Source organism: Mesorhizobium sp. M1D.F.Ca.ET.043.01.1.1, assembly GCF_003952385.1.
Lineage (GTDB): Bacteria > Pseudomonadota > Alphaproteobacteria > Rhizobiales > Rhizobiaceae > Mesorhizobium.
This window is the reverse complement of record NZ_CP034444.1, coordinates 608,954-635,624: the sequence shown is the minus strand read 5'-3', so window position 1 is coordinate 635,624 and position 26,671 is coordinate 608,954. Positions and strand designations below refer to the sequence as shown.

General features: G+C 65.4%; 27 protein-coding genes. 17 read left to right on the top strand and 10 right to left on the bottom strand.

Going from position 1 to position 26,671, the window contains the following annotated elements; genetic code table 11:
• Window positions 1-12 precede the first annotated feature (12 nt).
• The 3 genes from EJ067_RS03255 to EJ067_RS03245 form a co-directional block, all read right to left on the bottom strand.
• The gene (locus EJ067_RS03255) at window positions 13-1,020 is read right to left on the bottom strand and encodes an aldo/keto reductase (protein WP_126084648.1); all 1,008 of its coding nucleotides are present in this window, start codon (window positions 1,018-1,020) and stop codon (window positions 13-15) included.
• A gap of 65 nt (window positions 1,021-1,085) precedes the next feature.
• The gene (locus EJ067_RS03250; protein WP_126084647.1) at window positions 1,086-2,363 is read right to left on the bottom strand and encodes a D-tagatose-bisphosphate aldolase, class II, non-catalytic subunit; all 1,278 of its coding nucleotides are present in this window, start codon (window positions 2,361-2,363) and stop codon (window positions 1,086-1,088) included.
• A 1-nt stretch (window position 2,364) separates the two neighbouring features.
• On the bottom strand, window positions 2,365-3,342 hold the full coding sequence (locus EJ067_RS03245; protein WP_126084646.1) for a sugar kinase: 978 nt from the start codon (window positions 3,340-3,342) through the stop codon (window positions 2,365-2,367).
• Window positions 3,343-3,629: 287 nt separating this feature from the next.
• Here EJ067_RS03245 and EJ067_RS03240 point away from each other — a divergent pair, with 287 nt between their 5' ends.
• From EJ067_RS03240 to EJ067_RS03220, 4 genes are all read left to right on the top strand, one after another.
• A complete protein-coding gene (locus EJ067_RS03240; protein WP_189510350.1) occupies window positions 3,630-4,943 on the top strand; it encodes a sugar ABC transporter substrate-binding protein in 1,314 nt (437 codons plus the stop codon).
• A 212-nt stretch (window positions 4,944-5,155) separates the two neighbouring features.
• Window positions 5,156-5,926 (top strand): L-iditol 2-dehydrogenase, encoded by a 771-nt coding sequence (locus EJ067_RS03235; RefSeq protein WP_126084645.1) that lies wholly within the window; start codon window positions 5,156-5,158, stop codon window positions 5,924-5,926.
• Between the two features lie 34 nt (window positions 5,927-5,960).
• The gene (locus EJ067_RS03230) at window positions 5,961-6,974 is read left to right on the top strand and encodes an alcohol dehydrogenase catalytic domain-containing protein (RefSeq protein WP_281058964.1); all 1,014 of its coding nucleotides are present in this window, start codon (window positions 5,961-5,963) and stop codon (window positions 6,972-6,974) included.
• Between the two features lie 104 nt (window positions 6,975-7,078).
• Window positions 7,079-8,086, top strand: a complete 1,008-nt coding sequence (locus tag EJ067_RS03220; protein WP_245468283.1) for a LacI family DNA-binding transcriptional regulator — start codon at window positions 7,079-7,081, stop codon at window positions 8,084-8,086.
• A 6-nt stretch (window positions 8,087-8,092) separates the two neighbouring features.
• Here the strand turns inward: EJ067_RS03220 and EJ067_RS03215 are convergent, their stop codons facing one another.
• A complete protein-coding gene (locus tag EJ067_RS03215; protein WP_126084643.1) occupies window positions 8,093-8,590 on the bottom strand; it encodes an N-acetyltransferase in 498 nt (165 codons plus the stop codon).
• 320 nt (window positions 8,591-8,910) lie between these two features.
• Between EJ067_RS03215 and groL the strand changes: the two genes are divergently transcribed.
• The 8 genes from groL (at window position 8,911) to EJ067_RS03170 (ending at window position 19,179) form a co-directional block, all read left to right on the top strand.
• Window positions 8,911-10,539 (top strand): chaperonin GroEL, encoded by a 1,629-nt coding sequence (gene groL, locus EJ067_RS03210; RefSeq protein ID WP_126084642.1) that lies wholly within the window; start codon window positions 8,911-8,913, stop codon window positions 10,537-10,539.
• 153 nt (window positions 10,540-10,692) lie between these two features.
• Window positions 10,693-10,917 carry a hypothetical protein gene (locus EJ067_RS03205; protein ID WP_126084641.1) on the top strand — a complete coding sequence of 75 codons (225 nt, stop codon included), beginning with the start codon at window positions 10,693-10,695 and terminating at the stop codon, window positions 10,915-10,917.
• Window positions 10,918-11,164: 247 nt separating this feature from the next.
• On the top strand, window positions 11,165-13,660 hold the full coding sequence (gene ligD / locus EJ067_RS03195) for a DNA ligase D (RefSeq protein ID WP_126084640.1): 2,496 nt from the start codon (window positions 11,165-11,167) through the stop codon (window positions 13,658-13,660).
• A gap of 375 nt (window positions 13,661-14,035) precedes the next feature.
• On the top strand, window positions 14,036-14,947 hold the full coding sequence (locus EJ067_RS03190; RefSeq protein ID WP_126084639.1) for a Ku protein: 912 nt from the start codon (window positions 14,036-14,038) through the stop codon (window positions 14,945-14,947).
• Entirely contained in the window at window positions 14,944-16,062 is a 1,119-nt protein-coding gene (locus tag EJ067_RS03185) for a tetratricopeptide repeat protein (RefSeq protein WP_245468148.1), read from the top strand. The genes EJ067_RS03190 and EJ067_RS03185 overlap by 4 nt, the downstream gene beginning before the upstream one ends.
• A gap of 208 nt (window positions 16,063-16,270) precedes the next feature.
• Window positions 16,271-16,915 (top strand): alpha/beta fold hydrolase, encoded by a 645-nt coding sequence (locus EJ067_RS03180; protein ID WP_126084638.1) that lies wholly within the window; start codon window positions 16,271-16,273, stop codon window positions 16,913-16,915.
• Between the two features lie 174 nt (window positions 16,916-17,089).
• Entirely contained in the window at window positions 17,090-17,866 is a 777-nt protein-coding gene (locus tag EJ067_RS03175) for an exodeoxyribonuclease III (protein ID WP_126084637.1), read from the top strand.
• A 128-nt stretch (window positions 17,867-17,994) separates the two neighbouring features.
• A complete protein-coding gene (locus tag EJ067_RS03170; protein ID WP_126084636.1) occupies window positions 17,995-19,179 on the top strand; it encodes a hypothetical protein in 1,185 nt (394 codons plus the stop codon).
• Window positions 19,180-19,275: 96 nt separating this feature from the next.
• On the opposite strand, the gene EJ067_RS03165 is transcribed toward EJ067_RS03170, so the two are convergent.
• Both EJ067_RS03165 and EJ067_RS34385 read right to left on the bottom strand, forming a co-directional pair.
• Window positions 19,276-19,368: a putative RiPP precursor gene (locus EJ067_RS03165; RefSeq protein ID WP_126084635.1), complete on the bottom strand. Its 93-nt coding sequence runs from the start codon at window positions 19,366-19,368 to the stop codon at window positions 19,276-19,278.
• Between the two features lie 250 nt (window positions 19,369-19,618).
• The gene (locus EJ067_RS34385) at window positions 19,619-19,708 is read right to left on the bottom strand and encodes a putative RiPP precursor (protein WP_189510348.1); all 90 of its coding nucleotides are present in this window, start codon (window positions 19,706-19,708) and stop codon (window positions 19,619-19,621) included.
• Window positions 19,709-20,053: 345 nt separating this feature from the next.
• On the opposite strand from EJ067_RS34385, the gene EJ067_RS34380 reads away from it, so the two are divergent.
• Window positions 20,054-20,218, top strand: a complete 165-nt coding sequence (locus EJ067_RS34380) for a hypothetical protein (RefSeq protein WP_189510346.1) — start codon at window positions 20,054-20,056, stop codon at window positions 20,216-20,218.
• A gap of 77 nt (window positions 20,219-20,295) precedes the next feature.
• Here the strand turns inward: EJ067_RS34380 and yghU are convergent, their stop codons facing one another.
• A complete protein-coding gene (gene yghU, locus EJ067_RS03155; protein WP_126084633.1) occupies window positions 20,296-21,165 on the bottom strand; it encodes a glutathione-dependent disulfide-bond oxidoreductase in 870 nt (289 codons plus the stop codon).
• A gap of 206 nt (window positions 21,166-21,371) precedes the next feature.
• Between yghU and EJ067_RS03150 the strand changes: the two genes are divergently transcribed.
• On the top strand, window positions 21,372-22,274 hold the full coding sequence (locus EJ067_RS03150) for a S1C family serine protease (protein ID WP_126084632.1): 903 nt from the start codon (window positions 21,372-21,374) through the stop codon (window positions 22,272-22,274).
• Between the two features lie 6 nt (window positions 22,275-22,280).
• Window positions 22,281-23,222 carry a LysR family transcriptional regulator gene (locus EJ067_RS03145; RefSeq protein ID WP_126084631.1) on the top strand — a complete coding sequence of 314 codons (942 nt, stop codon included), beginning with the start codon at window positions 22,281-22,283 and terminating at the stop codon, window positions 23,220-23,222.
• Here the strand turns inward: EJ067_RS03145 and EJ067_RS03140 are convergent.
• The 3 genes from EJ067_RS03140 to EJ067_RS03130 all read right to left on the bottom strand — a co-directional run bounded on the left by EJ067_RS03140 (window position 23,173) and on the right by EJ067_RS03130 (window position 24,649).
• Window positions 23,173-23,901 carry an SDR family oxidoreductase gene (locus EJ067_RS03140; protein WP_126084630.1) on the bottom strand — a complete coding sequence of 243 codons (729 nt, stop codon included), beginning with the start codon at window positions 23,899-23,901 and terminating at the stop codon, window positions 23,173-23,175. The two genes, EJ067_RS03145 and EJ067_RS03140, sit on opposite strands and share 50 nt — an antisense overlap.
• A 112-nt stretch (window positions 23,902-24,013) precedes the next feature.
• Entirely contained in the window at window positions 24,014-24,448 is a 435-nt protein-coding gene (locus tag EJ067_RS03135; protein WP_126084629.1) for a type II toxin-antitoxin system HicB family antitoxin, read from the bottom strand.
• Between the two features lie 12 nt (window positions 24,449-24,460).
• A complete protein-coding gene (locus tag EJ067_RS03130) occupies window positions 24,461-24,649 on the bottom strand; it encodes a type II toxin-antitoxin system HicA family toxin (protein WP_126084628.1) in 189 nt (62 codons plus the stop codon).
• Window positions 24,650-24,869: 220 nt separating this feature from the next.
• Here EJ067_RS03130 and EJ067_RS03125 point away from each other — a divergent pair, with 220 nt between their 5' ends.
• Window positions 24,870-25,469 carry a YdeI/OmpD-associated family protein gene (locus tag EJ067_RS03125; protein WP_126084627.1) on the top strand — a complete coding sequence of 200 codons (600 nt, stop codon included), beginning with the start codon at window positions 24,870-24,872 and terminating at the stop codon, window positions 25,467-25,469.
• Window positions 25,470-25,786: 317 nt separating this feature from the next.
• Entirely contained in the window at window positions 25,787-26,494 is a 708-nt protein-coding gene (locus tag EJ067_RS03120; protein WP_126084626.1) for an SDR family NAD(P)-dependent oxidoreductase, read from the top strand.
• The last annotated feature ends 177 nt before the right edge of the window (window positions 26,495-26,671 follow it).

Below are 26,671 nucleotides of genomic sequence, written 5' to 3'. Positions count from 1 at the left end.
CGCTGACAGGACCTAACGATCCACCATCGACATCGTCCGCTCGTTATATCTCGGCCCTGACACCTTGTCGGGCGTCAGCGCCATGTCTAGCCCGAGCATCTCGGTGGCGTCGAGTTCGATGTCGGCCGCCGCGACATTTTCTTCGAGATAGGTCCGCCGCTTGGTGCCGGGGATGGGCACGATGTCGATGCCGAATTCCGGCCCCTTGGCGAGCAGCCAGGCGATCGCCACCTGCCCGGGCTTGACGCCCTTTGCCGCGGCGATGTCGCGCACTGTGGCCGCCGCCGCGACATTCAAGTCGAAATTCTCGCCCTGGTAGCGCGGGTCGCCGCGCCTGAAATCGCCTTCCGGATAGTCTTCCGCGCGCCTCACGTCGCCGGCAAGGAAGCCGCGTCCGAGCGGCGCGAACGGCACTAGGCCGATGCCGAGCTCGGCAAGCGCCGGGATGATCTCGGGCTCGAGGTTACGCTCCCACAGCGAATATTCGCTCTGCAGCGCCGAGACGGGATGCACTTGATGCGCGCGGCGGATATTGGCGATACCCGCTTCCGATAGGCCGAAGAAGCGCACCTTGCCTTCCGCCACCAGCTCGCCGACCGTGCCCGCCACGTCCTCCATCGGCACGGCCGGGTCGACGCGGTGCTGGTAGAGGAGGTCGATATGGTCGGTGCCGAGGCGCTGCAGCGAGGCGTCCACCGCCTCGCGGATATGCTCTGGGCGGCTGTCGCGGGCGGTGCCGTCCTGCTTGCCGTCGACAATGCGGAAGCCGAACTTGGTGGCGATCGTCACTTTATCGCGCCGGCCCCTCAGCGCGCGGCCGAGCAGCTCCTCGTTGAGGAAGGGCCCATACACCTCGGCCGTGTCGAGGAAAGTGCAGCCGAGCTCGATCGCCCGGTGGATCGTCGCGATCGACTCCGCCTCGTCCGCCGGCCCGTAGGACTGGCTCATGCCCATGCAACCGAGGCCGATCGCCGAGACTTCGAGCCCCTGGCTGCCAAGTTTCCGTTTGCCCAGGCTCATGCTTTCTCTCCGGCCGAATTTGCAATCGGGCTAAATTATAGGGCCGGGAGAGAATGCGTCCAGCGTCAGGCGGGATGGCAGGCGGCGTCGTAGTCGGCAAGCACCTGGTCGACGGCGGCGACCAGGATGGCCTCGGGATTGCCGGCGGCGCCGAGTTCGGCCGGCAGCGTCGGCAGGAATTGCCGCATTAGCGTCTCGGGAATGGCCGCGCCGCTCAGCGCCTCCCGCAGCTTCGCGACGGCGACGCTCGCAGCAGGGTTGGTCCAGTAATAACGGATGCGGTCGCTGTAGCTGTAGTGGCGCTGCAGATAGAGGCTCGTCTCGTCGCCGTGATAGTGGCCACGCCAATGGCCGGGCGCTGACAGCATCAGCTTCTCCATGGCCCGGGCGAGCGAGCGCTCGTCATAGCCGGAAACCATCTCGGAGGCCACCAGGTCGAGCCCGTAGAGCGCCTCGCGCAAGGCGAGTGTCAGGCCGGGCCCCACCTTCAGGATCGGGAAGCCGTTGGCGACCAGCGCCGTCAGTGCCGCGCGGCTCTGGTAGTCGGTCGAATGCGCCTCATAGACGAGCGATTCTTCCCCGTCGAGCAGAGCGGTGAGTGGCTTGGACGCCTCCGGCCTGTAGGCGACGACGTTCTGGCTGCCGAACTCGACGCCCGGCTGCACGACCACGGCGATGACGCGGCCAAAGGCCTCGTCCAGCCCTTCGCGGGCAAAGACCGCGCGATGGATGTCGATGGTGCGGCGCGCCGCTTCGGCTTCCGTCGGCTTCAGGTCGCTGATGGCATGGTCGGCGCCGCCGGGCACCGGAACCTCGGTGCCGATGATATAGAGCGGGGCAGCACCCCCGCGCGATCGCGCCGCCTTTTCCGCCGCCTTGGTCAGCCTGGCGGCCCGCATCGCGGTGGTCTCGTCGTCCAGCGCGGCCGGCTCGCCGGCGCAACCCATCGAGGCGTCGAGATGGATCTTGCTGAAACCGGCCCAGACATAAGCAGTGACCATCGCCTCGGCCTTGTTCATCGCCTGCGCGGCCGGCTCGCTTTTCCACGGGTTCGGCCCGAGATGATCGCCGCCGAAGATGATGCGCGAGGCATCCAGCCCCTCGCGGCTGGCGATCTCGAGCACGAAGGCAACGAAGAGATCAGGCGTCATGCCGGTATAGCCGCCAAACTGGTTGACCTGGTTGCAGGTCGCCTCGATCAGAAGCACCGCGTCCCTGTCGGCGACGGCGCGCCGGATCGCAGCCTGGATGACCAGCGGATGGGCCGAGCAGACCGAGGTGATGCCGTACGGCGTTGCCCTGCGGCGCGCGGCGGCGAGACCTTGAAGCGGGTTGATCGTCATTTCATTTCACCCGGTCGGTTCCTGCGATGAAGCTGTCGAGTGCGTCGAAGCCGGCAAGCCCCTCCATCGGCCCGCGCCGCGTGACGTTCAGGGCGCCTGCGGCATTGGCGTAGAGCAACGCCTTGCCGGGCTCGATGCCTTGGCGCCGACAGGTGAGGTAGGTCGCGCCGAAACAGTCGCCGGCGCCGGTCGGATCGACTTCCTCGACCAGGAAGCCGGCGCAGTCGGTGCGGCTGCCGTCGGCGCCGAAGCGGGTGGAGCCGTCAGAACCCCGCTTGAGCACGATCTCGCCGACGCCGCGCGAGATCAGCGCCGCCACCGCCTGCCGTTCGTCATCGACACCGGCCGCCGCGAGCAGCTCGTCGCCGGAGGGCAAAAGCAGGTCCGCATCGTCCACCAGGGCGGCGAAATGGCTGCCGTCGGCGCCCTCGATCAATTCCTTGCGCACATTCGGGTCGAAGGAGGTCGAGCCGCCGCGGGCGCGTACCGCCTTGGCGGCATAGGCGACGATCTCTTTCAGCCCGGCGATCGACAGCGCCGAGCCCATGACATGCAGATGCCCGGCGCCGTCAGCCAGACGCCGCGCTTCCTCGGTCAGGCTGATGCGGCCGGCGGCGGATTCGGCGACGTTGTAGACGAAGTCGCGCCCGCCATCGGGCCGGTAGCGCACGAAGGCGCTGCCCGTCGGATAGCGGTCGCTAACCGACACGGCCGAGACGTCGACGCCGTCGCTTTTCAGCCGTTCGAGGTTGATGGTGCCGAAATCGTCGCGCCCGACGCAGGCGATGATGCCGGCGCCGCCGCCGAGTTTCGCCACCTGATCGATGAAGATTGCGGGAGCGCCGCTGGGGTAGGGGCCGGTCAGCGCCAGAGGTTCGCCGAACCCGAAGCCGCGTTCGTTCGCCATGATCTCGACCAGGATCTCGCCGGCGACGATCGTTGGCCCGGCCGCTTCGGCGGCGATCTCCCTTCGGTCCATCCTCTGGATTCCTCTCCTCAGCCGGATCAGTGCGCAGCAGCTCACGATAGCGCCGGTCTCCGAACGAGGTAAATCGCCGCGGAGACGATGTCAACAAAAACTATACGCGCGTACATGTTTTTATTGCCTGCGTGATGCTTTCAAATCAAAGGATTATGCCTCTTGGCGCGGGAATGAACGACAAAAGCTCACACAATGGGGCTTGACGGCGCGGCTCTCCGGCGCGATAGAAGATGCACGCATGTTCAGTTTTGCATGCGCATTCGTAAAGGAGGAGATGGAACGCAATGCGTAAGCTTTTTGGAATTCTCGCCGCGGCGACCGCCGCATCGGCGTTGATGGCGGGCGCTGCCCTGTCGGAGGAAATCACTGTCGCCACCGTCAACAATGGCGACATGATCATCATGCAGAAACTGTCGTCGGAATGGGAAAAGGCGACCGGCAACAAGGTCAACTGGGTGGTGCTGGAAGAAAACGTGCTGCGTGAGCGCGTCACAACCGACATCGCCACCAAGGGCGGCCAGTTCGACGTCATGACCATCGGCGGCTACGAAACGCCGATCTGGGGCAAAGCTGGCTGGCTGACGCCGCTCAACGACCTCGGCGACGACTATGACTATGACGACCTGATCACGCCGGTGCGCAGTGGCCTGACCGCCGACGGCAACCTCTATGCTGTGCCGTTCTACGCCGAGAGCTCGTTCACGCTCTACCGCAAGGACCTGTTCGACGCCGCCGGCCTGAAGATGCCGGAGCAGCCGACCTACGACCAGATCACCGAATTCGCCGACAAGCTCACCGACAAGTCGAAGGAGCAGTACGGGCTCTGCCTGCGCGGCAAGCCGGGCTGGGGCGAGAACATGGCCTTCGTCGGCACGCTGGTGAACACCTTTGGCGGCCGCTGGTTCGACATGGACTGGAAGCCGCAGCTGAATTCCGACGCGTGGAAGAAGGCGATCGGCTGGTATGTCGACACCATGAAGAAGGACGGACCTCCGGGCATCAGCTCCAACGGCTTCAACGAGAACCAGACGCTGTTCGCCTCCGGCCATTGCGCCATGTGGATCGACGCCACGTCCGCCGCCGGCCGCGTCTATGATCCGAAGCAGAGCAAGGTCGCCGACAAGGTCGGCTTCGCCAAGGCGCCGGTCGCGGTCACACCGAACGGCTCGGCCTGGGGCTGGGCGTGGAGTCTCGCCATCCCGGCCTCGACCAAGAAGGCGGACATGGCGAAGTCCTTCGTCAAATGGGCGACCTCGAAGGCCTATGTCCAGCGCGTCGGCGAGACCGAAGGCTGGGTCGCGGCACCACCCGGAACGCGCAAGTCCACCTATGCCAGCCCGGACTACCAGAAGGCGGCACCTTTCGCCGCGACCGTGCTTTCGGCGATCGAATCCGCCGATCCGACCAAGCAGACCAAGGACCCGGTGCCCTATACTGGCATCCAGTTCGTCGCCATCCCTGAATTCCAGGGTATCGGCACCGAGGTCGGCCAGGCGGTCGCCGCGGCGCTCACCGGCGAGCAGTCCGTGGACGACGCGCTGAACGGCGCCCAGGCCTCGGTCGAGAAGACGATGCAGGAGGCGGGCTACATCAAGTAGCCGTCCGAGCAGGCCGGGAGAGGCAGCGTGCGCATTCTTCCGGCCGTCCGGCCTGACCGCAAACTCCCTGCGGCGGCCGGGGATGCGCGGATCCGTGCGGGCAATTCCAGCGGTTTTCCGTGGCGAATTGCGTGAGCAAACGCCGGATCCGTGCGTTCCTCGCAGCGGCGCACGAACATCGTTTTCGAAACTCTGACGAATTGGAATTCGCAATGAAGCTGACCAACAAGACGGCCCTCATCACCGGCGGCGCGCGCGGCATCGGCCTCGGCTTCGCCCAGGCATTTGTACGCGAAGGCGCGCGCGTCGTGATCGCCGATATCGACATCGAGCGCGCGACGCGGGCGGCGGCCGAGATCGGCCCAGCAGCCAGCGCCAAGAAACTCGACGTCACCGACCTCGCCGCCATCGAGAGCGTCGCCGCCGAGGTCGACCGCGAGTTCGGCGGCATCGATATCCTCGTCAACAACGCCGCCATCTTCGACATGGCGCCGATCACCGACATCACCGAGGCGAGCTACGAGCGCGTCTTCGGCATTAACCTCAAGGGGGCGCTGTTCACGATGAAGGCGGTCGCCAATCTGATGATCGCACGCGGCCGCGGCGGCAAGATCATCAACATGGCGAGCCAGGCCGGCCGCCGCGGCGAGGCGCTGGCGATGATCTACTGCGCCTCCAAGGCGGCGATCATCTCGGTCACGCAGTCGGCGGCGCTCGCTTTGGTGAAGCATGGCATCAACGTCAACGCCATTGCGCCGGGCGTCGTTGACGGCGAGCATTGGGACGACGTCGACGCCCATTTCGCCCGCTGGCAGGGCCTGAAGCCTGGCGAGAAGAAGGCGCAGGTGGCGAAGTCCGTGCCGATCGGCCGTTTTGCCAAACCCGAGGACATTGCCGGCCTCGCCATCTTCCTCGCCTCGGCCGACAGCGACTACATCCTGGCCCAGACCTACAATGTTGACGGCGGCAACTGGATGAGCTGAGGCGTTCATCGGTCGCGTTTCGAGGGAGGTGACGATGAAGGCCATCCGATTTGCCGCCGCGGGTGTTGCCGGCCTGGCGGAACTCGACATGCCGCAGCTCACGGCGGGTCACGCTTTGGTCAGGGTGCGCGCGGCCGGACTTTGCCATACCGATATCGATGTGCTGCACGGCCGCTATGGCACGGGCGCGTTTCCGCTTGTGCCGGGCCATGAATATGCCGGCACGATCGAGGCGGTCGCCGAGGATGTGACGTCGGTGAAGCCCGGCGACCGCGTTGCCGTCGATCCCAACATTCCGTGCGGGCAGTGTCCGGCCTGCGCAAAGGGTCTCACCAACCTCTGCTCGGCGCTGAAAGCCTATGGCGTGACGGAAAATGGCGGCTTTGCCGAATACGGCGTCGTCGCCGCCGATCATGTGCACCGCATCGGCGATCTCGCTTTCGAAACGGCCGCACTCGCCGAGCCGCTCGCCTGCGTGCTGAACGGCCTTGGTGCGGCCGGGGTAGGGGCCGGTGGTCATGTGCCCGGCAACGCGCTCATCTTCGGTGCCGGGCCGATCGGGTTGCTGATGGCCTTGTCGCTCAAGGCCAGCGGCGCGGCGAAAGTCGCGGTGGCCGACATCAGCGAGCAGCGTTTGGCGTTCGCCGCCTCGCTCGGGCTGGTACCGCTGGTTTCCGGATCGCAGGATTTGGCGGCGCAGGCGCGCGGGTTCGATTTCGTCGTCGACGTCGCCGGACTGCCACCGCCCTTGTCAAAGAACGGCAGCACTTCGTCGAGCGGCACCCGGTGGCTGACCAGCCTGGCCATGGTACCGTCGTCGCGGCTCAGTATCTCCAGCGCCTGCGGGATGTTGCGGTTCAGCGAATGCGACCCGGCCAGCCTGATCTGGCGGCGGAAAATCTCGAACGGCGCGACCGCGATCCTGGCGTCCGGCGCGCAGACGCCGAAGATCAGCGCGGTGCCGCCATCGGCGGTCAAGCCGATCATGCCTTCGACCACTCTGGCGATGCCGGTGGCGATGAAGGTCCAGTTCTCGGCCGAGAGCTAAGGCGGCCATCAAGATTGCCCGCCTTTGCGCCAAGCGGTAACTCGCGTAGACAGTCGTGAGGGCGGGCAAGAGAGGGGCAGACCATGGCGAAGACGATCAGGACGATGGAGGATTTTTCCGCCTTTGTCGGCCTGTCCCGTACGACGGTCTCGAAATACTTCAACGATCCGGACTCGGTGCGGCAAAACACGCGCAGCGTTATCGAGGCGGCGCTGAAGAAATCCGACTTCCGGCCGAGCATGTTCGCCGTCAATCTGAACCGTCGTCGCTCCAATATCCTCGGCGTCATCATCCCGAATTCGACCGACCCGTTCTACATGGCGCTGACGCGCAGGATCGAGATGATCGCCAACGAGGCCGGTTTCCTCGCCTTCGTGCTGTCCTCCGACGGCCGCGCCGAGATGGAGGACCAGGCGATCCAGACCTTCAGGTCGATGAACATCGCCGGCGCGATCATCGCGCCGCTCGGCGTGCGCTCGCATCATCGCATCCTGGCCGAGCTCGGGTCGAGCATTCCGCTGATCTATATCGACTCGCCGCTCGACCAGACCTCGTCCTTCGTCGGTACCGACAATCGGCAGAGTTTTCGGCTGGTCGTCGACTATCTTTGCCGCTCCGGCGAGCCGCCCTGCTACTTCGCCATGCCGCCGGTCAACAACAACGCGTCGGCGCGTCAGGAGGCCTATATCGAGGCCATGCGCCAGTTCAAGATGGCGCCGCGCATCGTGCCGGTCGCGGACATACGCTCCTGGGATTTCGAGAAGTTCGGCTATGACGAGGCGCTGCGCATTCTTAAGGGGGAGGGTTTTGCGACCAGGACGGTGCTGTGCGCCAACGACCGCATCGCCTTCGGCGTGATCAGCGCCGCCTATGAGCTTGGCCTGAGGGTCGGTCACGGCGCCGACTGCGACCTGCGCGTCGCCGGCCATGACGACCACCCCCTGTCGCGCTATGCCTGCCCGCCGATCACCACGGTTGCGCAGAACTACAATGAGATCGGCCGCCTGGCGATCGAGCTCCTGCTGCAGCGCCTTGACGAGAATGGGCCCGCCAGGCGCGACGGCGAGCGCATCCTGCTCAACGCCGAATTGATGCTGCGCCGCTCGGCTTGAGGCGCCTCACGCCCGCGGCAGCAGCCGGCGCATGATCAGCGAGGCATGGCCGCCGACGCCATGCGCCGCAGGCCGACGCTCCACGACCTCGAAGCCGTGCTTGCGATAGAAGCCGATCGCCCGCTCGTTGCCCTCGATCACCTCCAGCGCGATCGAGGGGATGCCGGCATGAGCGGCGAGCACGGCATGCAGCAGATCGACGGCGAGGCCGCTGCCGAACGCTTCCGGCTCGATATGCAGCCGGTCGAGCATGACATCGCCATCCCCGTCCATCGCCGCCATCGCATAGCCGGCGATCGACCCGTCGGCCCCTTCGGCGACGAAGGACATCTTGTCGTTATCGGCAAGCTCGGCCGCGAGCTTCTCCGGCGCATGCTTCTCGTCGGAAAGCCGGGCCGTGGTTTCCTCCCCCATAATAGGCGCATAGGTCCGCCGCCAGGACGCCCCCAGCAGCCGCGAGACGGCGGTCAGATCGTTCTTCGTCATCGCCCGGACATGGGTCATGGCGGTCTCCCTAGTTTGTCTTAGGAAGATATAGCGAGGCGCCGGCGACAGCCAATCTCCCCCACGAGTGGGGAAATCAGCGCTCTGCCGCCCCGCCAAGTTGACGCTATTCGCCACCGTGGCACGCAGGAACTGTTCCGATGCCGCCCCGCACAAGTTCCACCGCTTCCGCAATCGCGAATAACGCCGTGATTACAGCGCGTTGAAATTGACACTGGTGCCGAAATATTCCCGGCCGGCGCCCTTGAAACCCCTCTGCGCCAGACTAGTTGCGGTAGACGCGCGAGGCATGCTGGCGAGCTTCGCTGAGGGAGGGTTCCATGGTTGCCAAGGAAGTGAAATTCCACACCGAGGCCCGCGACAAGATGTTGCGCGGCGTCGATATCCTGGCCGACGCGGTGAAGGTGACGCTCGGCCCCAAGGGGCGCAACGTCGTCATCGACAAGTCGTTCGGCGCGCCGCGCATCACCAAGGACGGCGTGACGGTGGCGAAGGAAATCGAACTGGTGGACAAGTTCGAGAACATGGGCGCGCAGATGGTGCGCGAGGTGGCGTCGAAGACCAGCGACGTTGCCGGTGACGGCACCACCACCGCCACGGTCCTCGCCCAGACGATCGTCAGGGAAGGGGCGAAGGCCGTTGCCGCCGGCATGAACCCGATGGATTTGAAGCGCGGCATCGATAGGGCCGTGGAAGTGATCGTCGCCGATCTCAAGGCCAATGCCCGCAAGGTGACCAAGAACGACGAGATCGCTCAGGTCGGCACCATCTCGGCCAATGGCGACGCCGAGATCGGCCGCTTCCTGGCCGAAGCGATGCAGAAGGTCGGCAATGAAGGCGTCATCACGGTCGAGGAGGCCAAGACCGCCGAGACCGAGCTCGAGGTGGTCGAGGGCATGCAGTTCGACCGTGGCTATCTCAGCCCTTACTTCATCACCAACCAGGACAAGATGCGCGCTGATCTCGAGGAGCCCTATCTGCTGATTCACGAGAAGAAGCTGTCCAATCTGCAGGCGCTGCTGCCGATCCTGGAGGCGGTGGTGCAGTCGGCGAAGCCGCTTCTGATCATCGCCGAGGATGTCGAAGGCGAAGCCCTGGCGACGCTGGTCGTCAACAAGCTGCGCGGTGGCCTGAAGGTCGCCGCCGTCAAGGCTCCGGGCTTCGGCGACCGCCGCAAGGCCATGCTGGAAGACATCGCCATCCTCACCGGTGGCCAGGTCGTCTCCGAGGATCTCGGCATCAAGCTCGAGAATGTCGCGCTCGACATGCTCGGCCGCGCGCGGCGGATCACTGTCGAGAAGGAGGCCACCACCATCGTCGACGGCGCCGGCGGGAAGGCGGAGATCCAGGGCCGCGTCGCCCAGATCAGGCAGCAGATCGAGGAAACCACCTCCGACTACGATCGCGAGAAGCTGCAGGAACGGCTGGCCAAGCTCGCCGGCGGCGTCGCAGTCATCCGCGTCGGCGGCTCGACCGAGGTCGAGGTCCGGGAGCGCAAGGATCGTGTCGACGACGCGCTGCACGCCACCCGCGCCGCGGTCGAGGAAGGCATCCTGCCGGGCGGCGGCGTGGCGTTGCTGAGAGCCGCAAAGGCTCTCGACGCTGCCGCCGCCGACAACCCCGATCAGAAGACCGGTATCGAGATTGTGCGCCGAGCGCTGGAAACACCGGTGCGCCAGATCGCCGAGAACGCGGGCGCCGAAGGCTCGATCATCGTCGGCAGGCTGCGCGAGAACGGGCAGTTCTCTTTCGGCTGGAACGCCCAGACCGGCGATTACGGCGATCTCTACAGCCAAGGCGTCATCGATCCCGCCAAGGTGGTGCGCACCGCGCTGCAGGATGCCGCCTCCATCGCCGGGCTTCTGGTCACCACCGAGGCGATGGTGGCGGAAAAGCCGAAGAAGGAGGGCGCCCCCGCGATGCCTCCGGGGGCGGGAATGGACTACTAGCGCAGTGGCCATGGCTGGCGAAGCGCGCTGCTTCGCCAGCTGTCGATGTTGCAGGGGCGATCGCCGCCAACTGCGCCAAATTGACTCACTCGCCGCTCTCCGCCATCCTTATAAGCGCCGACCTTTGAGCGGCAGCGTATACAGAGTGAGGCCATGGCCAGTCCCGCCGCCAGAGAAAATTCCCGCCGCGCCGCGGTGAAGAAGGCGCTCGACCGTCACAAGGTCTATGTCACCGCGCAGAGCTTTTCCGGCGGCACCTACAGCGCCCGCGTGCTGGTCGACGGCGAGGCCTATTGGGTCGACGAGTTCCGGCTGAGCCAGCTCAGGCAAGGGCTGACCCCGGCTGAGCTCGAGCTCACGCCGGCCGCCGACGATTGAGTTTTCACGGATGATCATGGCAAGGCTGGCGGGACAGCACCCCCCTCTGGCCTGCCGGCCATCTCCCCCTCAAGGGGGGAGATCAGATGTCGCCGGCGCTTTCGCCAATCGCCGACGTTGCTGGAGAAGTGCTGCCAGCCAAGCTGCCAATCTCCCCCCAAGTGGGGGAGATGTCCGGCAGGACAGAGGGGGGCGCGAAGGAACGCGGCCTTTGCCATTGTCCGCTCTGCGCCTTGGCGCCTGACCCATGCCAGGCCCCGCCAAACTCAAATCCTACCGCGCCAAGCGCGAGTTCAGCCGCACGCCGGAGCCCGCCGGCGGGCCAGCGGTCGGCGGCGGCAACCGCTTCGTCGTCCACAAGCACCACGCCACAGCCGACCATTACGACCTGCGCCTGGAGGTTGGGGGCGTGCTGAAAAGCTGGGCGGTGCCGCGCGGGCCCTCGCTCGACCCGGCCGACAAGCGCCTCGCCGTCGAGACGGAGGATCATCCGATCGAATATATCGACTTCGAGGGCGTCATCCCCGAGGGCGAGTATGGCGGCGGGCCGATGATCGTCTGGGACACCGGCACCTGGGCGCCGATGGAGGATGTCGAGAAAAGCCTGCGCACCGGTGCCTTCAAATTCCGGCTGGCCGGCGAGAAGCTCAATGGCGGCTGGATGCTCACCAGGCTGAAGCCCAAGCCCGGCGAGGACGAGAACAAGAAGAACTGGCTCTTGTTCAAGGAGCGCGACCTCGCCTCCGACACCAGTCTCGACATCCTCGAGGCGCGTCCGGAAAGCGTGAAGTCGGGTCGCCGCATCGAGCAGCTGGTCGCCGAAAAGAAGCCGCAGCGCCTGCCGCCAAAGCCGGGCTCGCTGAAGCCGGGCGCGCTGCCCGGCGCGGTGAAGGGCGAGCCGCCAAGCCGCATCGAGCCGCAGCTCGCCACCCAGGTGCCGAAGCCGCCGGGTAGCGACGATCCCGCGGAGCGCACCGGCGAGCTCTGGCTGCACGAGATCAAATTCGACGGCTACCGCACCATGGCGCATGTCGTCGACGGCGAGGTGCGGCTGATCACCCGCGGCGGCATCGACTGGACGAAGCGCTACGGCGATCTGCCACAGGCCTTTGCCCGGCTGCCGGTCAGCCAGGCGATCATCGACGGCGAGATCATGGTGCTCGACGACAAGGGGATTTCCCGCTTCGCGCTGCTGCAGGCTGCGCTTGCGGAGGGCGCCGGCACCAAGTTGCATTTCTACGCCTTCGACCTATTGCACCTGGATGGCTGGGACTTGCGCAAGGTGCCTTTGCAGAAGCGTAAGGCGCTGCTTGCCGAGCTGCTCGCCGGCCAGGCCGCCAACTCCGCCATCCAGTTCAGCGACCATGTCGAGGGCGACGGGCAGGGGCTCTACGATCAGGCCTCGGAACTTGGGCTGGAAGGCGTCGTCTCCAAGCGCGCCGACGCCATCTACCAGAGCGGCCGCACCAAGAGCTGGACCAAGGTGAAGGCGCAGAAGACGGAAGATTTCGTCATCGCCGGCTACACCGTCTCCGATCGGGCGGAAGGGCTGGCGGCGCTCGGCATGGCCGAGTTCGAGAACGGCGAACTCCATTATCGCGGCAAGGTCGGCACCGGCTTCGATCGTGACATGGCGACGGACCTGCTTGCCCGGCTGGAGCGGCTGACCGCCGGCGCCACGCCGCCCGAGGGCGCGCCGCGCGAGATCATGCGCGAGATGCATTGGGTGAAGCCGCTGCTGTCGGCCCGCATCCGCTATTCCAACCGCACCGCCGACAATGCGATCCGCCATGGCGTGTTTCGCGGCTTGCGCGATGTCGGCGGGCTAACGACGCCGGTGCCGGTCAAGCGCAAGCGGCTGATCGCGGAGTCCGACCTCGCCACCATCTGGGTCACCAATCCGGAGCGGCGGCTGTTCGGCAAGACCGGGCCGACCAAGCTCGACATCGCCGTCTACTACGCGCTGGTCGGCGATTTCATGCTGCCGCACATCGTCGGCCGCCCGGTGTCGCTGGTGCGCTGCCCGACCGGCAAGCCGCAGGACTGCTTCTTCCAGCGGCATGCCTTCACCGGCATGCCGCCTTCGGTGGCGGTGTTCGAGTCGACCAATTCGGAGGGTGAGACCAAGACCTATCTCTCGGTCGAGGATGCCAAGGGCTATCTGGCGCTGGCGCAGTTCGGCGTCGTCGAGTTCCACACCTGGGGCACGCACCGCACGAAACTCGACAAGCCCGACCAGATCGTCTTCGACCTCGACCCGGGCGAGGGGATTTCGTGGCGCGAAGTGGTCGAGGCAGCGGTTCACATCAAGGGCGGCCTGGAAGGCCTGGGGCTGGTGCCTTTCGCCAAAACCTCCGGCGGCAAGGGCATCCACATCACCGTGCCGGTGACGCGCAAGCAGAACTGGAAGAAGCTGCACCAGGCGTCGAGCGCCATCTCGACCTATCTTGCCTCCACCGCGCCCGACACGTTTGTCACCACCATGGGCAAGGAAAACCGCAAGAAGCGCATCTTCATCGACTTCCACCGCAACGCCCGCGGCCACACCTCCGCCGCTCCCTATTCGCTGCGGGCCCGCACTAACCTGCCGGCCTCGACCCCGGTGAGCTGGACTGACCTCGAGACGATCGACGCGCCGGAGGATCTGAACTACGCCTCGCTGCCAGGATTGCTGGAGACCTCGGGCGATCCGTGGGCGGAGATCGATGAGGCGGCGAGGGATCTGCCGGTGGTGCAGCCCTAGTTCCTCGCACCAGCGGTTGTCACTAGGCGCGGCCGCGCGCGCTTCGTCATCCTAGGGTCTGCGCGCGTCGCTTCGCTCCTTGCTCCGCCCTAGGATGACGAAGCATTAAAGGCTTTCGGCAACTCGCCAGCGTCTCAGTTCCATCTCCATCGACGCTTGCTACAATTTGAACTATTCTCCGCGCCAACCCGCCCCAGAAAACATTTCGTCAGGAATTCGGTAGTACAATCGGGGGTCGGTGTAGGATTTCCACGGCGTCGCTCGTCCTTCGGACGAAAGCGCTGCAACGAGCATGGTCCCAAAAAGTGGGAACCGGTTTTTGGACAAGACCATGCTCCAAGATAAAGTCAGTGCATGGCCGCGTAGGAGTTCATCATGGCGCCCAGGGCAAGTTGGAAAGGTTACCTCAAGCTCAGCCTCGTCAGCTGTCCGGTCCGGCTCTATCCGGCCACCAGCGCGAGCGAGCGCATCTCGTTCAATCAGCTGCACAAGAAGACGCATAACCGCATCAACATGAAGCCGGTCGATCCCGAGCTCGGCCTGGTCGAGCGCTCGGACCTGGTGCGCGGCTACGAATACGAGGACAAGCAGTACATCATCATCGACGATGCCGATCTCGATGCGGTCAGGATCGAATCCAACCACACGATGAACATCGAGGCCTTCGTCGACGAGGGCGAAGTCGACGTGATCTACCAGGATTCGCCCTATTACCTCGCGCCCGACGGCGCCATGGCGGAGGAGACCTTTGCGGTGCTGCGCGAAGCGATGCGCAAATCCGGCAAGCTCGCCATCGCGCGGCTGGTGCTTTCCAGCCGCGAGCGCGTGGTGACGATCGGCGCGCGCGAGAACGGCATGTTCGTCTGCACCTTGAGGAACCCCAACGAAGTGCGCGGCACGACTGAATATTTCGGCAACATCCCGGCCGGCAAGCCGGACCCGGAGATGCTCGACCTCGCCCAGGCGCTGATCAAGCAGAAGGAAACCCATTTCGACCCGAAGAACTATGAGGATCGCTATGAAGTGGCGCTGATGGCCATGATCCGCGAGAAGCTGAAGGGCCACAAGCCGATCATCGCGGCCGCACCCGAGCGCGGCAACGTCATCAACCTGATGGATGCGCTGAAGGCGAGCCTGTCGCAGCAGGCGAAGCCTCCTGCCAAGTCGAAGACCAAGGCCGAGGAAGCGCCGGCGAAACCCGCCAAGAAGGCGGCCGCCGGCGGCGGCGCGCCTGAGAACCCGCTGAAGGCGAACCTGTTGAAGGCCGTCGGCAAGAGCAAGAAGTGACCGGAGGGCCGGTGATCGTTCCCGGCGCCGTCCTCGGCGTCGTCGGCGCGCTGGCCGCCTTTCCATTGCGCCTCGCCGCGCGCGAGGTCGAGCGCCGCCATGCCGAGCTGAGGCGCGGCGTCACGCGGCGCACCACGCATGTCGTGTTCGGCCGTGCGCTTCTCGCCAAGGCGGGACTGACGAAAACCGGCGACGCCGAGATCGAGCGCCGCGTGAAAGCCGAGCGCGACGCCGGGCGTGCGCTGATCAGCGAGAACGGCTTTTTGCGCCTGCTCGGCCTGATGAAGGCGCCGGAGGCCTCGTCGCTGTCGAGGCAGTCGCTCGTCGACCAGTCGCGCCTTGCCGGCGACGACCTCGACATGCTGTCGCTGTTCGACGCCTTCGAGCATGACGGCGAGCCCTATTCCTTCCGCGATCTTATCCTCGCCCGCAAATACGCCGGGTTGATTGCCAGCGGCGCCACCTGGGGCGCGATCGCCCGCTCCGTCCATCGCTCCGGCCCGGTCGCCTCGCTCACCGCCAAGTCGCTCAACCTCGGCTCGCAGCATGGCCGCCCGGACGCGATCTATCTCGACGAGGGGACGAGTGAGCTCGACGGCCAGTTACTGTTCGACCTCGGGTCTTCGGAAGACGACACGCTGGAGGAACTCTTCGCCGAGGCCGAAGCCGCGGAAGAGGAGGGGCGCCACGACGATGCGGCCGCGCTATACCAGCGCTGCCTCGCGATCGACCCAAAGGATGCCATTGCCGCCTTCAACCGCGCCAACTGCCTGCGCGGCGCCGGCCGCGTGGCGGAAGCCGCGCACGACTATGCCCGCGCGATCAAGCTCGATCCCGGCTTCGTCGAAGCCTGGTTCAACCTTGCCGGCCTGATGAGCGACGAGGGCAAGGTGGCGTCGGCGCGCCGGCATTTGCAGAAGGCGATCGCGCTCGACAAGGCCTATGCCGACCCGGTGTTCAATTTGGCGCGGTTGGAGTTCGACGCGGGGAATTTTCCCGAAGCCCGCCGGCTTTGGGCGCGCTATCTGGAATTGGATACCGACTCCGAATGGGCGAGGCTGGCGCGGAAGGGCGTACAGTTCGTGGATCTGCATATGGCGCGGACAGCGGGGTAGCGCCTTGCCTTCTCCCCTTGTGGGAGAAGGTGGATCGGCGCGCAGCGCCGAGACGGATGAGGGGTGTTGGAGGGAATGAGGCGCTGGTGACGTTGTCGCTTTCCAGGAAATCGATGGGCATATCCGCCAAGCTGGAGCACCCCTCATCCGTCCGAGCTTCGCTCGGCCACCTTCTCCCACAAGGGGAGAAGGGGACGCTGGAGACCCCATGACCCACTTCCTCTTCGACGGCTTCGACACCGCTCCCGTCACCATCCTTCTCGCCCACGGCGCCGGCGCCGCGATGGACTCGCCCTCGATGACCGCCACCGCCAAGGCGCTCGCCGCGGCCGGCTTCCGCGTCGCGCGCTTCGAGTTCCACTACATGGCAGCGCGCCGTTACGGCCATCGCAAGCCGCCGCCGCGCGCCGAGACGGTGAACCCGGAATATGTCAAGGCGATCGCCGATCTTCGCGCCAAGCGCGTGACCGGCAAGCTCATCATCGGCGGCAAGTCGATGGGCGGCCGCGTCGCTTCCATGGTCGCCGACGAGATGTTCGAAAAGGGCGAGATCGCCGGGCTGGTTTGTCTGGGCTATCCGTTCCACCCCCCGGGCAAGCCCGAGCAGTTGCGCACAAAGCATCTCATCGACCTTAAGACGCCGACGCTGATCTTCCAGGGCACGCGCGACGAGTTCGGCACCAGGGAGGAAGTCGCTACCTACGGGCTTTCAGCGGCAATCGAGGTGATCTGGCTGGAGGACGGCGACCACGACCTCAAGCCGCGCAAGGCTCTCTCGGGTTTCTCGACGGCGGATCACCTGAAGACGGTGGCGGAGACGATAAAAGCCAGGCTGGCGGCTTCGTCATCCTAGGGGCGGAGCAAGGAGCGAAGCGACGCGCGCAGACCCTGGGATCCATGCCGCGATGCTGAGGCGTTGCAGCGGTTCAGAATTCTGCCCCGTCGCGTTCCGCGGCAAGGGGCGCGGCATGGATCCTCGGGTCAAGCCCGAGGATGACGAAGCGAGGGGCGCTTTCGGCATCCAAAAATGAAAATCGCCACCTTCAACATCAACAACATCAACAGTCGCCTCGAAAACCTGCTGGCCTGGCTCGCCCGCGCCAAGCCTGATGTCGTCTGCCTGCAGGAGCTCAAGGCGCGCGACACGCAGTTTCCGCTGACCAGGCTGGCGAATGCCGGTTACGGCGCGGTGTGGAAGGGCGAGCCGACCTGGAACGGCGTTGCCATACTGGCTCGCGGCGCCGAGCCGGTGCTGACGCGCGACGCGCTGCCCGGCGACGATGCCGACCGCCAGGCGCGCTACATCGAGGCGGCGGTCGACGGCGTCGTCATCGCCTGCCTCTACGCGCCCAACGGCAACCCGCAACCGGGGCCGAAATTCGACTACAAGCTCGCCTGGCACGAGCGCTTCGCCACGCATGCCGGGCAACTCCTCGACACCGGCCTGCCGGTGGTGCTTGCCGGCGACTACAACATCGTGCCCGAGCCGCGCGACATCTACCAAACCCGCTCCTATGACGACAACGCGCTGGTGCAGCCTGAAAGCCGCGCCGCTTTCGCCTCGCTGATCGAGCAGGGCTGGACGGATGCGCTGCGCAAAACGTTCCCGAAGGAAGAGAAGCTCTACACCTTCTGGGACTACCGCCGAAACCGCTGGCCGCGCGACGCTGGCCTCAGGCTCGACCACATCCTGCTGCCGAAGAAGCTGGCGCGAAAGCTGAAGGCGGCCGGCATCGATCGCGATGTGCGAGGCCAGGACAATGCCAGCGACCACGCGCCGGTGTGGGTAGAGCTAGCGACCTGACCTTCTCCGCTTGTGGGAGCAGGAGGGTTGCGTCTGTCCAGCCGCTTTGCAGCAAGCTAGGTTGCATCAGAACAACCAAGGATCGTCGCCTTTGCTGACCATCAACCCAACAGCCCGCGATCCTCGCCATGGCTGACAACGCCCTCGTTCTCTTCATCTGCGCCTTTGTCCTCGCCGGCGCCGTAGCGCTCATCGCGCTCGCCCTGCGCTGGCGGCGCAAGCGCCGCAGGGCTCGCGGCAATGCCAATCCGGCCGGCGACTATGCGCCGCGCACCGCGTGGGGCCCGACATCCGGCAAGCTGAACTTCTCCTCCTTCGTCTTCATGGATGTCGACGGCGACGGAACCTATGGCCTGACCGACCGCCCGATGGCTGGCGTCGCGGTGCGGCTGTTCGACGAGCAGGGCCGCTTTATTGCCGCGGTGCGAAGCAATGCTGCCGGCTTTGCCAATTTCCCGATGTCGTCGAAGCGGCGCAGCGCTGCGATCCGCACGCCCGGAACCTACCGCTTTTCCGTCTCAGTGCCGCCGGGCTGGCGCGCTAGCGGCGCTAACGAGAACCAGCTGGTGCGCTTGATGGATGCGCGCGGCTCGCTCGTGGGCCTGGCCGGGGAGGGCCTGCCTAGGCCGGTCGGGCTAACGCCCGCGCGCATGGTGAGCGGCAGGACGCCGGCCGCAGCGACGCTATCGGTGATGGGCAAGGGCCGGCTGCTCGACAGCCGGCCGCTCGGCCCGGGCGAGGCCTTCCATTTCCCTCTCGCCGTCGAGGCCGATCAAGTCGTGATCGCCGGCGGCGGGCTCGACCGGCGCCTCGCGCTCTCGGCCTATCCGGTCGAGCTCGGCTTGCTTGCGCCCGGGGCGCTCGAGCCCGATGCGCCGCTCAGCGCCATCGCCTTCGACGATGTAACCACGCGCGGCCTGTGCAAGATTCCGTCGGGCCATGCCGGGCTGGACTGGTACAATCTCAACGCCATGTCGCGCGACCACACCAAGAACAGCCAGGGCTACGTCAACGGCAACGTCTCGGGCGCCTACATCGCCTATACCAGCAGCGGCCATCCGGCCGAGCTCGGCCGCGCGGCGCCCTTCGGCTTCCATTCGGTGATGCTGACTGCCGCGTGGCTGCGCTCACAGGGCGAGACCGCCCTGGTCGAAAGCTGGCTGGGGGACGAGCTGGTCGCGCGCGACGAGGTCGCGCTGTCGGCGCTGGCGCCGGTTCACTACGCGCCGATGCTGAAAGCGGTGACGCGTGTACGCCTGTCGACGAAGCATCACTGGCAGATGGTGCTTGATGATCTGGTGCTGTCGCTCTGACGCATGCCGGCCAAGCGCGGCAGCTTCGGGGCAAACGACACATGTCAGGCAAGCGCTATGGTGCGCCGCCTGAATGTCGGTGCAGCGCTTTGGTGCTCAGATCGTAACGAGCGAAGCGGCGCCGTTAGCGGTGATCGCCGAAAGCCTATCCTTCTTGAGCAGGGTCGGCCTCTCATAGGTTTTCTTCATGGCTGAGTTTCCCTGAATCCCTCTTCGGATCAGGTTGCACCGTTTGTGACTGGAGCCGACGGTCCCGCCGTGATCCTGGAAAGCTTGCCTTTGCGGACAAAACTGGGCTTCTCGTAGGTCTTCTTCATAGTTGGATTCCCCCTCAAATAGGTCAGGCTATCCACCGACACCGGAATAACACAGCGCTACAAATCGGTGAGGAAGACTGGTGCCTTGGACAGCGGGATCAAGCCGATAAGGTTGTGTGGGATCAGCCCGGGATCGGGGTAGACGCAACCGCGGTGATCGTCGAAAGCTTGCCTTTGCGGACGAGGACAGGCCTCTCATAAATCTTCTTCATGCCAATGCTCTCCTAAAAATCCCCGCTGGATAATGTCACATGCGCGTTTCCTGTCAACCAAGGCAGGTGGTAGAGCTTTTTATTCTTGGGGAGTGTGGCTTTTTGCTCACGCGGTCAGGACTTATGGCGCGAAAGACATGGCGCGGCCGTTTCGGGCGTCGGATATTGGTTCGCCAGTCGAGTAAAGTCGAAAATGTCCACCGCGGCCGGATGGAGAAGGCACGCCGGTCGAAGGCGCATTTAACTTTCCTCGTGTGATGTCTTGCCCTTAGCCCCGGCAAAAAGCTCGGCTAGGATGGCTGATTCACTTCCCGCTGCCCGGTTGGGAAGGCGCTGGGGGCGCTGATGAAAAGAAAGACCGACAGGCTGCTGGCGCTGGGGATGCTCATCGTCGGTTTCGCCTGCTTTGCCAAGCTCTATCAGGCACTGGGCGGCGAACCTCCCGCCACAACGAGCGCCGAGATATTCGGCGTGGCGGGCGCGCTTTCGTTCGCGGGAGCCTCGGAATAGGCGAGACGTGGGAGGTTGGCGAAAGCGGCTGAGCGCCTGATCTCACACCTTGTGGCCCTTGCGGGGGAGATTGCCTTTCACTCCGCCGCTTGCAGCTTGTCCTGCGTCTTCGTCTCGAAGTCGCTGGCGTCGTGGCGTTCGTGCAGCTGGTAGGCCGGGTCGCCGGAGAGGCGGTTGACCATGCGGCCGCGCTTCACCGCCGGCCTGGCGTCGATCGCGTCGGCCCAGCGCTGCACGTGCTTGTACTCGTGCACGGAGAGGAACTGCGCGGCATCATTGTAGCTGCGGCCCTTGGCGAGCCCGCCATACCAGGGCCAGACCGCCATGTCGGCGATGGTGTAGTCGGGCCCGGCAAGGTATTCGCTCTCGGCGAGTCGCCGATCCAGCACGTCCATCTGCCGCTTGGTCTCCATGGCGAAGCGGTCGATGGCGTATTCGATCTTTTCCGGCGCATAGGCGTAGAAATGGCCGAAGCCGCCGCCGAGATACGGCGCCGAGCCCATCTGCCAGAACAGCCAGGAGAAGGTTTCCGCGCGAGCGGCACGCTCCGTCGGCAGGAATTCGCCGAACTTTTCCGCCAGATAGGTGAGGATCGAGCCGGATTCGAACACGCGCACCGGCTTCGGCTCGCTGCGGTCCATCAGCGCCGGGATCTTGGAGTTCGGGTTGACCTCGACGAAGCCTGAGCCGAACTGGTCGCCGTCATTGATGCGGATCAGCCAGGCGTCGTATTCGGCGCCCTTATGGCCGCGCGCCAGAAGCTCCTCCAGCATGATCGTGACCTTCTGGCCGTTGGGCGTGGCCAGCGAATAGAGCTGCAGCGGATGCTTGCCGACAGGAAGCTCCTTCTCGTGTGTCGGTCCGGCGACCGGCCGGTTGATCGAGGCGAAAGCGCCGCCGTTCGGCTTGTTCCAGGTCCAGACTTTAGGCGGGGTGTACTGGTTCATCTTGGGGGTTCCTGCGGGCGGATGCGGGTTGGTTGGGCATAGACTTAGGTGCGACCACGCGTCCGTCAAAGAAAAAAGTTCAATTTTCGTTGAACTAGTGACTGGGCCAGCACGGACCCCCCTTCTCCCGCGAGAGGGGTGGAACCCTTGCACCGCGTCCCATTGGCCATACTTATAGAAAAAGACCCGCAATTCAGGATCGACCGATGACCATCGAAAAAGTATCGCGCTCCGTGGTGGCCGTGCGCGCCACGGTTCCGGACGACGCCTTCACCGCCAATGCGCTGGGCACGCGCCGCGAGGGCAGCGGCGTGGTGATCCGTGACAATGGGCTGGTGCTCACCATCGGCTATCTGATTACCGAGGCCGAGGAGGTTTGGCTGACCGACCAGAACGGCCGAGTGGTCGCCGCGCACGCGCTGGCCTACGACCAGGAGACCGGCTTCGGTCTGGTGCAGGCGCTGTCGCCGCTCAACCTGCCGGCGGTAAAGTTCGGCGACGCCAGGAAGGCCAATATCGGCGACGCCGTGACGCTTGCCGACGGCGTGGGCCAGCAGGTCGATGCGCATATCGTCACCAAGCAGGAATTCGCTGGGTATTGGGAATATCTCATCGACGAGGCGATCTTCACCGCGCCGGCGCATCCGTCCTGGGGCGGCGCCGCGCTGTTCGACCGCGACGGCAAGCTGCTCGGCGTAGGCTCGCTGCGCCTGCAGATGAGCCGCGCCGGCGAGATCGCCGACATCAACATGATCGTGCCGATCGACCTTCTGACGCCGATCCTCGACGACCTTGTGAAGCGCGGCCAGGTGGCCAAGCCGCCTCGCCCGTGGCTCGGCGCCTTCTCGGCCGAGTCGAACGGCATGGTGGTGGTGATGAGCGTCGCCGAGGGCGGCCCGGCGGCCAAGGCTGGCCTGCGCCAGGGCGACATCATCTCCGACGTGCGCGACGGCGAGGTCGACGGTCTCGCCGACTTCTATCGCAAGTTGTGGGAGAACCCTGCCGGCGCCGAGATTCCGCTGCGCGTGGTGCGCGACGGCCGCGAGACCTGGCTGCGCGTAAAATCCGCCGACCGCAATTCCTTCCTGAAGAAGCCGCAGCTGCAGTAGAGCCGCATGCATCCAAGGCTGCTGAAGACCTTTCTTGCGGTCGCGCGCACGCGCAATATCACGCGCGCAGCCGCCGAGGTCAATCTCGCGCAGTCGAGCGTCAGCGACCAGATCCAGGCGCTGGAGGCCGAGCTTGGCGCCGACCTGTTCACGCGCTCGCGGCAAGGGCTTGAGCTGACGCCGGCCGGCGACGCGCTGAAACCCTATGCCGAGGGGCTTTTGGCGCTCGCCGACGATGCGCGAGCCGCCGTCGATGCCAGCAAGGGCGAGACGGCCGCAACATTATCGATCGGCGCGCTGGAGTCGATTGCTTCCGTAAGACTCGCGGGCTGGCTCGCCGACTTCCAGGCCGTTCATCCCGATATCTCCATAAAACTGAAGATCGCCGGCAGCGGTGAATTGCTGCGAAGGCTTGGCGATCGCGAGATCGACGTCGCCTTTTGCTTCGACAGGTCCGGCGCCAGCGCGCCGGATGACCGCTTCGCCAGGCGTATCGTCGCGGCCGAGCCGCTGGTGCTGATCGCGCCGCCGGGCGAGAACCGGGCGGACGTCGATCTGGCCGAGCTTGCCGAAAAGCGCTTCGTCGCCACCGAAACCGGCTGCGTCTACCGCGCCATGGTCGACAGGGTCTTCGCCGAGGCTGGCCTCAACGGGCCGAAGCTCGCGGCCGAGGTCGGCAGCATCGACGCCATCGTGGGCCTGGTGGCGGCCGGCGCGGGTTTCGGCATCGTCCCGCGGCTTGCGGTGACCACGGCGATCGATCGCGGCGAGGTGGCCGAGCTTGCATGGCCGGGTCCTGTCCGCTCGGCGCAACTGGTGATGATCTGGCGCCGAGGGCGGGTCCAGCCGCCGGCGCTGAAGGCGCTGCTCGCTTCGGCGGACACGGGCTTCGCGCCGGTCAGGCCAGCCGATGCCCGCCCTCGACATGCAGCGTCGTTCCCGTCGTAAAGCCGTTGCCGATCAGGAAGCGGATCGCGTCGGCAATGTCCTCAGGCCGCCCGACGCGCCCCGCCGGCAGGCGCTTGGCCATGGCGGCGAGCGTCTCGTTCTTCGCATCGCCGGCAACGAACTGCCAGATCGGCGTGTCGACCCAGCCGGGCGACACCGCGTTCACGCGGATCGGCGCCAGCTCGATGGCCAGGGCCCGCACCAGCCCTTCGAGCGCGGCGTTGACGGCGGCGACCACCGAGCCGCGCGCCGCCGGCCGGTAGGCGGCGATGTCGGAGACGAAGGTGAGCGAGCCGGTTGCCGAAAGCTTCGGCGCGCCATGCTTGGCTAAGAGCAGCGGCCCGTAGAACTTGCTCTCCACCACCCTTTGCGCGGCTGAAAGCTCGACCTCCGGCAACAGCCGGTAGGCGCCCTCGATGTCGGCCGCGGTGCTGACGATATGGTCGAGCCGGCCGATACGCTCGAACAGCGCGGCGACCTCGGCCTCGCGGCTGACGTCGACCACCGCCGTCTCGAGCGCGGCCGGGCGGCCGAGCTCGTCCCGTGCGGCGCCCAGCTTCGCTTCGCCGCGCCCGGCGACAGTTACAGCCGCGCCTTCATCGAGGCAGCGCCTGGCAAGCGCCAGCCCCATGCCCGAGCTGCCGCCGACGATCAGGATTTTTCGATTGTCCATATCCATGCCTTTCCTTGCATGGACGCTGTTGTTGCAGGCGAGTGGGCGAAACGAAAACGGAAGAAACCGATAGGGCTATCGAGGAGTCCGATGGCGGGAAGGCGGCGGCCGACGAAAGTCAGGCGGCCCTGTGGAACTCCATGTCGAAGCGAAGCGGGTAGCCAAGCGCCTTGAACGCCTCCTCGAGCGAGTCGAGGCGCGAGTTGTGGTCGAGGCGGAACAGGCGATCGACGTGTTCCCGCTGGCATTTCAGTTCGCGCATCAGATCCGCGCGGCTCCAGCCCTTTTCTCTCAGAGCCATGTATAGGGCCGATTTGAGGAAGACGAGCGCCGGAATCTCGACAAACCATCCCTTGCCCGTGGTTTCCTTGAGCGGGTAGGGAATGTCGTCGCCATGAGCAATGCGCGCTGAGATCGCCTCCTCGATTGCGTTGCGCCCATTCCGGCAAGCTTCTTCCTTGGTGTCGCCATAGGACACGACCTCATCGAATTGAGGCGCCGTAACCAGCCAGGTATCGTTGTCGTCGGGCGTGAGGGCGAGTTCATACCACATACACAGCCTCCTCTATTTCAGGCCCAGATCCTTCTTGATCTTCTCGACCAAACGCGTTCCAAGCTCCTTGCCGCCGCCATGCATCGGCAGCTGGGAAACCTTGTCTTTAAGACGGACCGTCAGGTGGCCGCTCCCACCACGGTGGGTTTCGAAGGTGCATCCCTGCTTGGCGAGCCAGCGCCGGAATTCGTTCGCATTCATAAGATAGCGTACTCCACACATCTGTAGAAGTCAACAGAAGTGTAGAGTTAGTTAAGCGATTGAAAAAGTGGAAGAAATGACTTTTCCGGCTGGCGTTCAATTGCATATATGCTGTGCGGAACGGTCGCCCAAGGCCGCTGACGGAAACTGGTAGCACTTATCGCTACCGTGGCGCGGAATCGTCCATACTGCAACGGCCGGATAAGCAAACGAGGCGGCAATGGCACCCATAAAAGTCGATCCGGACAAGGTTCATGAATTCCCCGATGCGGCAAGCTTCTACGCCTGGCTGGGCGAGAACCATGCCAGCGAGGACGAGGTCTGGATCAAGATCCACAAGGTGGGTTCGGGCCTTGCCTCGATCACGCCGAAGGAGGCGATCGACGTCGTTCTCTGCTTCGGGTGGATCGACGCGGTGCGCAAGTCGCTCGACGAGAAGAGCTTCCTGCAGCGCTACACGCCGCGCGGCGAAAAGAGCATCTGGAGCAGGATCAACATCGACAATGTTGCCCGCCTGATGGAGCAGGGCCGCATGACAAAGCATGACCTACGCCAAGTCGAGGCGGCCAAGGCCGACGGCCGCTGGGACCGCGCCTATGGCGGCTCAAGGGAGATGACCATCCCGCCGGACCTGCAGGCGGCCATCGACGCCGAGCCGAAAGCAAAGGAGATGCTGGAAAAGCTTTCCGCGCAGAACCGCTTCGCGCTCGCCTTCCGCATCCACAACATGAAGACCGAGGCGGGGCGCAGGAAGAAGATCGAGAGTTTCGTCGAGATGCTCAAGCGCGGCGAGACGATCCATCCGCAGAAGAAGAAATAGGCCGGCCGGAGCTATGAGCTGGCGCCGGCCAGCAGAAGCCCGAAGTCGGCGAGGCAGACCGCGCCGAGCGCCGCAGCACGCGCCTGCTGGAAGAGCTTGGCGCCGCTGCGACGCCCCGCTTCGTGGGAGCCAGACGATGCCGTGGGGCGATGGCAGGCAGCGCGCCAGACTGCGATAATCCATTCATGCAAGGGATCGCGCAATGACTGAAAGTCTTTCCATCTAATCATTCAATTCTGACCGTGCGAATGTGCCGACAAGGCCGCCGGGCGGCCAGACACCAAGCCCCGAAGACCAATGCTCCTGCGAGAGAGACGATGAATGCCAAGACAACGCATAACGGCAAGGTGGCGCTGATCACCGGCGGCAATCGCGGCATCGGCCTGGAGACGGCCCGCCAGCTCGCCGAGCTCGGCTTCACGGCGCTCATCGGCGTGCGCGACCTCGCCAAGGGCGAGGCTGCGGCAAGGACGCTTGGCGGCAGGGTGAAGGCCATCGCGCTTGACGTTGCCGCGCCGGACGCCGCTGCGCACGCGGCGGCCGAAGTCGAGCGCCGCTTCGGCCGGCTCGACGTTTTGGTCAACAACGCCGCCATCCACTATGACCCGTCCGCGCGGGCACTTGGACCCGACTGGACGGTGATCCGCGGGGCCTTCGAGACCAATGTCTTCGGCGCCTGGCGCGTGGCGGTTGCCTTCGCGCCGCTGCTCGGCGCCTCCGGCCACGGCCGGCTGGTCAACGTCTCTTCCGAAGGCGGCTCACTCGCCTCGATGGGCGCCGGCGCGCCGGCCTATTCGACCAGCAAGGCGACGCTCAACGCGCTGACGCGCATCCTCGCGGCGGAACTCCGAAGCACCGGCGTGCTGGTCAATTCGATCTGTCCCGGTTGGGTCGCGACCGACATGGGCGGCCCCGGCGGACGCCCCGTCGCGCAAGGGGCCGCCGGCATAGTCTGGGCCGCCACCTTGCCGGACGACGGCCCGACCGGCGGCTTCTTCCGCGACGGCAAACGGCTGCCGTGGTGAGGTGGGGCGGCGCCGGCGTGCCTTATCCTCCATGCTACGAAAATAGCATTCTCGGCCCGCAAAAGGTGATGCTAGGTTCGCCGCCGGCACCCAGGAATGCGGCGGAAGAGGAGGGACAGCGATCGGGGCGCGAGCCCGAATTTCCACGACATCGGACGGAACTGTTGAACCATTGCG